The following is a 4,983-nucleotide window of genomic DNA, read 5'->3' on the forward strand; positions in this document are numbered from 1 at the left end:
GCGGGGCTCCTGCGATTTCTAGCTGAGCTGACCAAGCGGCAGAAGGGAAATCTCACTTATTGTTAGCAGGCTGGCTGGGGAATCCTACTGGCGCTACCGTGGTTTTGGGTTGTGTTCACAGCGGGTCAGCAGCGGGCCGGCACAGCTTACTCTACCCAAAAAGGTGCACGTGGGATCTTCACCAAGTGCTGGGGTAAGCTACCCTGTCTGTTGAACTTATTCCGGCAGTCTGTCTGGGTGAAAGATGCTGAGATATCGGCATTAGCGGCCCAAAAGGTTCGGTTCCCAGATTGCCTCTGGGTCTACTTCAAGCTGTTCTGCCTCAATCCCTATGGTTTCCTCTGACCTCAAGCGCTGGCTGGATAACTTCCTGATTGCCGTTGTCTTTCTGGTGTTCGCCGGGTTTGTCTGGTTTGTCTTTTCCGTAACCGGGGCTTTTCTTGGGATCCCACTGGGCTACAAACTTTGGATGCGGCTCTGGCTGCCTTTGTTTCAGCCGGCTTTGGGGATCCTGATGGCCGGGGCGGTGGTGAGCGGAGTGTGGGGCTGGCTGGAAAAACGCCGCTCCCAACAATCATGATCATCAATAGAACTGAAGATCCCGTGGCGCAGGGGAGCCCCAGACTGGCTCTATACTGGAAACGTATCTAAATGTTGAGCACCTGAGGCAGTCTGGCGTCGTGTTTGTTCTGTCCGGCTACGAGTATTTGCTGGTTTTTCTAATCGTCTGCTCTCTGCTGCCGGTTTTGGCTCTGGGGGCTTCCGCGCTCTTAGCGCCAAAGCGGCGGGGATCCCTGCGGCGCAGCACTTACGAGTCGGGCATGGAGCCGTTTGGGCAAGCCTGGATCCAGTTCAACATTCGCTACTACATGTTCGCACTGGTCTTCGTCATTTTCGATGTAGAGACGGTGTTCCTCTATCCCTGGGCAGTGGCGTTTCACCGCTTGGGGCTGTTGGCCTTTGTGGAGGCCCTGATTTTCATCGCCATCCTTGTGGTGGGTCTTGTGTACGCCTGGAGAAAAGGAGCATTGGAATGGTCATGACGTCTGAGAAATCGCAAGTCTTGTTTCCGGGGGCTGCCCCCCAGGTGACTACCGACCTCTCCAACAACGTCGTTCTGACGACGGTGAACGACCTGTACAACTGGGCTAAGATGTCCAGCCTCTGGCCGCTGCTCTACGGCACCGCCTGCTGCTTCATCGAGTTTGCCGCCATGCTGGGATCCCGCTTCGACTTCGACCGCTTTGGCCTGCTGCCTCGTTCTTCGCCGCGCACGGCTGATTTGATCATCACGGCAGGTACGGTCACCATGAAAATGGCGCCGGCGTTGGTCAAGCTTTACCAGCAAATGGCTGAGCCGAAGTACGTGATCGCCATGGGGGCCTGCACCATCAGCGGTGGCATGTTCAGCTCCGATTCCTACACGGCAGTGCGGGGGGTGGACAAGCTGATCCCGGTGGATGTGTACATTCCCGGCTGCCCTCCTCGTCCAGAAGCGATCATGGATGCCATTGTCAAGCTGCGCAAGAAGATCGCCGCCGAGGACATGCGGGAACGAGGCCGTCTGCAGCAAACCCACCGCTACTACACGGTTAAGCACAACCTCAAGCCTGTGCCGGAGATCATCACCGGCAAGTATCTGGAGAGCGAGACCCGCCAAGCTCCCCCGCCAGAGCTGGCTGCTGCCATTGGCTTGCCAGTGCCCCCGGCCTTGCAAACCGCCGACTTTAAGCGGGCGGAACAGCAGCTCAAAGCCTTGCAGGGAGGAGTGTGAGATGGCAGAGGAGAATGCCCAGGAAAAACAAGCGCCGCCATCCGCAGGCGAGCAGTCGGAACCCTTGGTGACGTTGGAGCGGGGCCCGGTTTCCCAGTTTCTGGCCGACAACGGCTTCGAGCACCAGTATTTGGGGAGAGACGCAGCGGGGGTAGAGCTGTTGGAGGTGGAGCGGGACTTTCTCCTACCCTTGTGTACCGCCCTCTATGCCTACGGCTTTAACTACCTGGAGTGTCAGTGCGGATATGACCTGGGGGCAGGGCAGCCACTGGTCAGCCTTTACCACCTGATCAAGCTGTCAGACGGGGCGGATCGCCCTCAGGAGGTGCGGCTCCAGGTAAAGTTGCCTCGCCAGGATCCACGCCTACCTTCCGTATACTGGATTTGGAAGTCGGCGGATTGGCAGGAACGGGAAACCTACGACATGTACGGCATTGTTTTCGAGGGACACCCGAACCTGAAGCGGATTTTAATGCCGGAAGACTGGATAGGTTGGCCCCTGCGCAAGGACTACATCACGCCTGACTTCTATGAGCTGCAGGATGCCTACTGATTGGGGATCCCTGACCTGGTGAGCAGCGTTGAACAGGATGGGTTGAGATGTGGCCTTTTTTGCTCTTGGCAATCTATGCAGGTGGAGTTTGGTACTCGGCCCGCAAGGCGGATCGCATCTATTCGGGATCTGGGAAGTGGCTGGTATCGGCCCTCTGGCCTGTGTTGTTGGTCTCGAACCGTCAGTTTCGCCAAAATTGGCGTCGTCCCCTGAACAAGTAAGTTGAGTAAGTCTGGATCCCTGGAATCCTCACCTGTGATCGCTCCTGAGCAACACCTACGCGACCCGAGTCTTTCTCTATCGACACCTCAGGCTACGCAGAAGTTGCGGGAGTTGATTTTCAGCCGCATTCGCGCTCAGGGACCGGTGACCTTTGCCCAGTTTATGGAGTGGGCTCTCTACGAGCCAGGGTTGGGCTATTACGAGCAGGGATCCCCGATTGGCCCTGACTACCTCACCTCTCCCCACCTGGCGGCGGACTTTGCCCAACTGTTGGCGGAGCAAATCCACCAGTTCTGGCACATTTTGGGATCCCCCCCTGACTTCAAGGTCATCGAGATGGGGGCGGGCAGCGGTCGCCTGGCCCAGGATTGGCTGACCTACGTGCGCTCCGCTAACCCCCCTTTTTGGCAGGCACTGGAATATGGGATCCTGGAGCGTTCTGCCCATCTGCGGCAGCTCCAACAGGAGCGGTTGGCCCCTTTTGGGGAGAAGGTGCGCTGGTTGGATTGGGACGGGATCCCGGATAACTCAGTTACAGGCTGCTTTTTCTCCAATGAGCTGGTGGATGCTTTTCCGGTGCATCGGGTGCAGGTACAGGATGGGGCTTTGCGGGAAATCTATGTCGATTGCAGCGAGGCTGCAGAAGCCAACTTCCGGGAAGTGCTGGGGGATCTGTCCACTCCTGAGCTGAGGGAGTATTTTGCCCGCTTGGGGATCCCTGTAGAAACCTATCCGTCGGGCTACCAAACCGAGGTGAACCTGAAAGCCTTGGAGTGGCTGCAGCTGCTGGCCCGTAAGCTGCGGCGAGGCTACGTGCTCACCATCGATTACGGCCACACCGCCCAGCGCTACTACAGCCCCCACCGCGCCCAAGGTACGCTCCTGGCCTACCGACAGCACGGCAGCTACACGGATCCCTATGTTCGGGTGGGATCCCAGGATCTCACCGCCCATGTGGACTTTACCACCCTAGAGCAAGTGGGAGAATCTCTGGGGCTAAAATGTCTGGGGTTCACCCGGCAAAGCAGCTTTTTGGTCAACCTGGGATTGACCGAGCGGCTGGCCGCCCTTAGCCAAATGGGGAGCTCGGTTGGCGGCGAAGCTGTGGATGTGGGCCAGGTTTTGCGGCGGCGACATGCTCTTCACGCGCTGCTGGATCCCATGGGGTTGGGGGGCTTTGGGGTATTGGTGCAGGCCAAGGGCTTGATCCCCTCAGAACACGCTCATCCTCTGCGGGGCTTTGGCGAGCCGGAGCTGTAAACCGTTTCGGTGCTATTGGGATGGGATGTCTGCCCCTACCGGCTACCGTTGCCTTCCATCGATGCCAGTTCTGCCATTGCTCTGGCGCTATCTTCCAGGTTGTCGATTCGCTCCTCGAGGGTTGCAAAGACTTCGTCATATTTATCGGCCCATGCGACGCCGGCGGCAGTTTTGGTCATGCGGGCCAAGTTGAGAGATACGTCTGGAGATCCTTTTTTGGGAACGGATGGCCGTTCCGCGAAGTTGCCAGCAGCTGTTGAGGGATCAGCCTGGGTTAGGCGGGCAATATCTTGCTTGAGGAGATTCTGTTTTGATTGGAGTTGTTCCACCTTGGCTATGCCCTCTTTGAGGGACTGAATGGGCCTTTTTTTCTTGGCTTGTAAATCTCCAATCGAGGCTTTCAGACTTTGCTCTTCTGCGCGTAACTGAGGAAGTCGTTCTTCTTGAGATTGGATCTGGATCTCTGTTTCAAAATGAAGCTGAGGAGTTTGAGCTTGCGAACGAGCCTCATCATAAGGTTGGGCAGCAGCCACCCCCTTCTGCTGGACTTTTGCCCAATCTTCAAGGGCAGCACGCAGGTTGGCCAGTTCGCTTTGCAGTTGCTGTAGGTCTGAAGGAGTGATTTCGTTTTGCTTCTGTCGATTTTCGAGGTGCTGCAGAAGCTGGATTTTGGCTTTGGCCTCGCTTCCAGATAGAGCAGAAGCCACATAGCCCGTCATCCCCGTGGCCAAACCTGCTGCTCCCGCCTGCCACAGGGATCCTCCCGCCCCAAGGCCACCAATAGCCACCGTAACTCCGGCCAACGCGGGAAAGGCAGTTATCCAAAGCTGGCGGCAGGAGAAAGGCAACATCATCGACCCCAGGGTGGAAGAGGAGATTGTCTTGAAGATTGTTTTGACCATAGGTAATGTTTGGGTAGGTTTTCTCTCACTCACAACTCCTCTTTTTTTAAGGAGAAAGGGGAGCTAGAACCAACACAAAGAACAAAGAACGCCTTAGAGACAATTTTACTGCACTATTTCACTGCACTTCATCACTGCACTTCAAGATGACTCTGGTGTACTGCTGAGGTTACAGTTCTTTACGCCATCCCTCCAGTATGGCCACAACTACAAGTCAATCGCCACTCTAAACCTGCAAGAGCCACTTCAGCTAGAAATTGCAGGAGCCCCGC

At 56.6% G+C, this 4,983-nt stretch carries 7 protein-coding genes; 6 read left to right on the forward strand and 1 reads right to left on the reverse strand.

All coding sequences use genetic code 11. From position 1 onward, the window contains the following. Positions 1-331: 331 nt before the first annotated feature. The 6 genes from NW818_RS10915 to NW818_RS10940 all read left to right on the forward strand — a co-directional run bounded on the left by NW818_RS10915 (position 332) and on the right by NW818_RS10940 (position 3,809). Positions 332-580, forward strand: coding sequence for a hypothetical protein (locus NW818_RS10915; RefSeq protein ID WP_011433899.1), 249 nt, complete (start codon positions 332-334; stop codon positions 578-580). A 100-nt stretch (positions 581-680) separates the two neighbouring features. Continuing rightward, on the forward strand, positions 681-1,043 hold the full coding sequence (gene ndhC, locus NW818_RS10920) for a photosynthetic/respiratory NAD(P)H-quinone oxidoreductase subunit C (protein ID WP_414424565.1): 363 nt from the start codon (positions 681-683) through the stop codon (positions 1,041-1,043). After that, positions 1,034-1,774: an NADH dehydrogenase subunit K gene (locus tag NW818_RS10925; RefSeq protein ID WP_414331499.1), complete on the forward strand. Its 741-nt coding sequence runs from the start codon at positions 1,034-1,036 to the stop codon at positions 1,772-1,774. The genes ndhC and NW818_RS10925 overlap by 10 nt, the downstream gene beginning before the upstream one ends. Before the next feature lies 1 nt (position 1,775). Beyond that, the gene (locus NW818_RS10930; protein WP_011433902.1) at positions 1,776-2,327 is read left to right on the forward strand and encodes an NAD(P)H-quinone oxidoreductase subunit J; all 552 of its coding nucleotides are present in this window, start codon (positions 1,776-1,778) and stop codon (positions 2,325-2,327) included. A 47-nt stretch (positions 2,328-2,374) separates the two neighbouring features. Then, a complete protein-coding gene (locus NW818_RS10935) occupies positions 2,375-2,548 on the forward strand; it encodes a hypothetical protein (protein WP_414418256.1) in 174 nt (57 codons plus the stop codon). A gap of 34 nt (positions 2,549-2,582) precedes the next feature. Then, positions 2,583-3,809 (forward strand): class I SAM-dependent methyltransferase, encoded by a 1,227-nt coding sequence (locus tag NW818_RS10940; protein WP_414424566.1) that lies wholly within the window; start codon positions 2,583-2,585, stop codon positions 3,807-3,809. Positions 3,810-3,844: 35 nt separating this feature from the next. On the opposite strand, the gene NW818_RS10945 is transcribed toward NW818_RS10940, so the two are convergent. Then, positions 3,845-4,528: a hypothetical protein gene (locus NW818_RS10945; protein WP_414424567.1), complete on the reverse strand. Its 684-nt coding sequence runs from the start codon at positions 4,526-4,528 to the stop codon at positions 3,845-3,847. Positions 4,529-4,983 lie beyond the last annotated feature (455 nt).

The organism is Synechococcus sp. R6-5, from assembly GCF_047461775.1.
Classification (GTDB): domain Bacteria; phylum Cyanobacteriota; class Cyanobacteriia; order Thermostichales; family Thermostichaceae; genus Thermostichus.

Coding starts and splice junctions, on each gene's coding strand:
- NW818_RS10915 (WP_011433899.1), top strand. CDS start 332: ATGGTTTCCTCTGACCTCAAGCGCTGGCTGGATAACTTCCTGATTGCC.
- NW818_RS10925 (WP_414331499.1), top strand. CDS start 1,034: ATGGTCATGACGTCTGAGAAATCGCAAGTCTTGTTTCCGGGGGCTGCC.
- NW818_RS10930 (WP_011433902.1), top strand. CDS start 1,776: ATGGCAGAGGAGAATGCCCAGGAAAAACAAGCGCCGCCATCCGCAGGC.
- NW818_RS10935 (WP_414418256.1), top strand. CDS start 2,375: ATGTGGCCTTTTTTGCTCTTGGCAATCTATGCAGGTGGAGTTTGGTAC.
- NW818_RS10945 (WP_414424567.1), bottom strand. CDS start 4,528: ATGACGGGCTATGTGGCTTCTGCTCTATCTGGAAGCGAGGCCAAAGCC.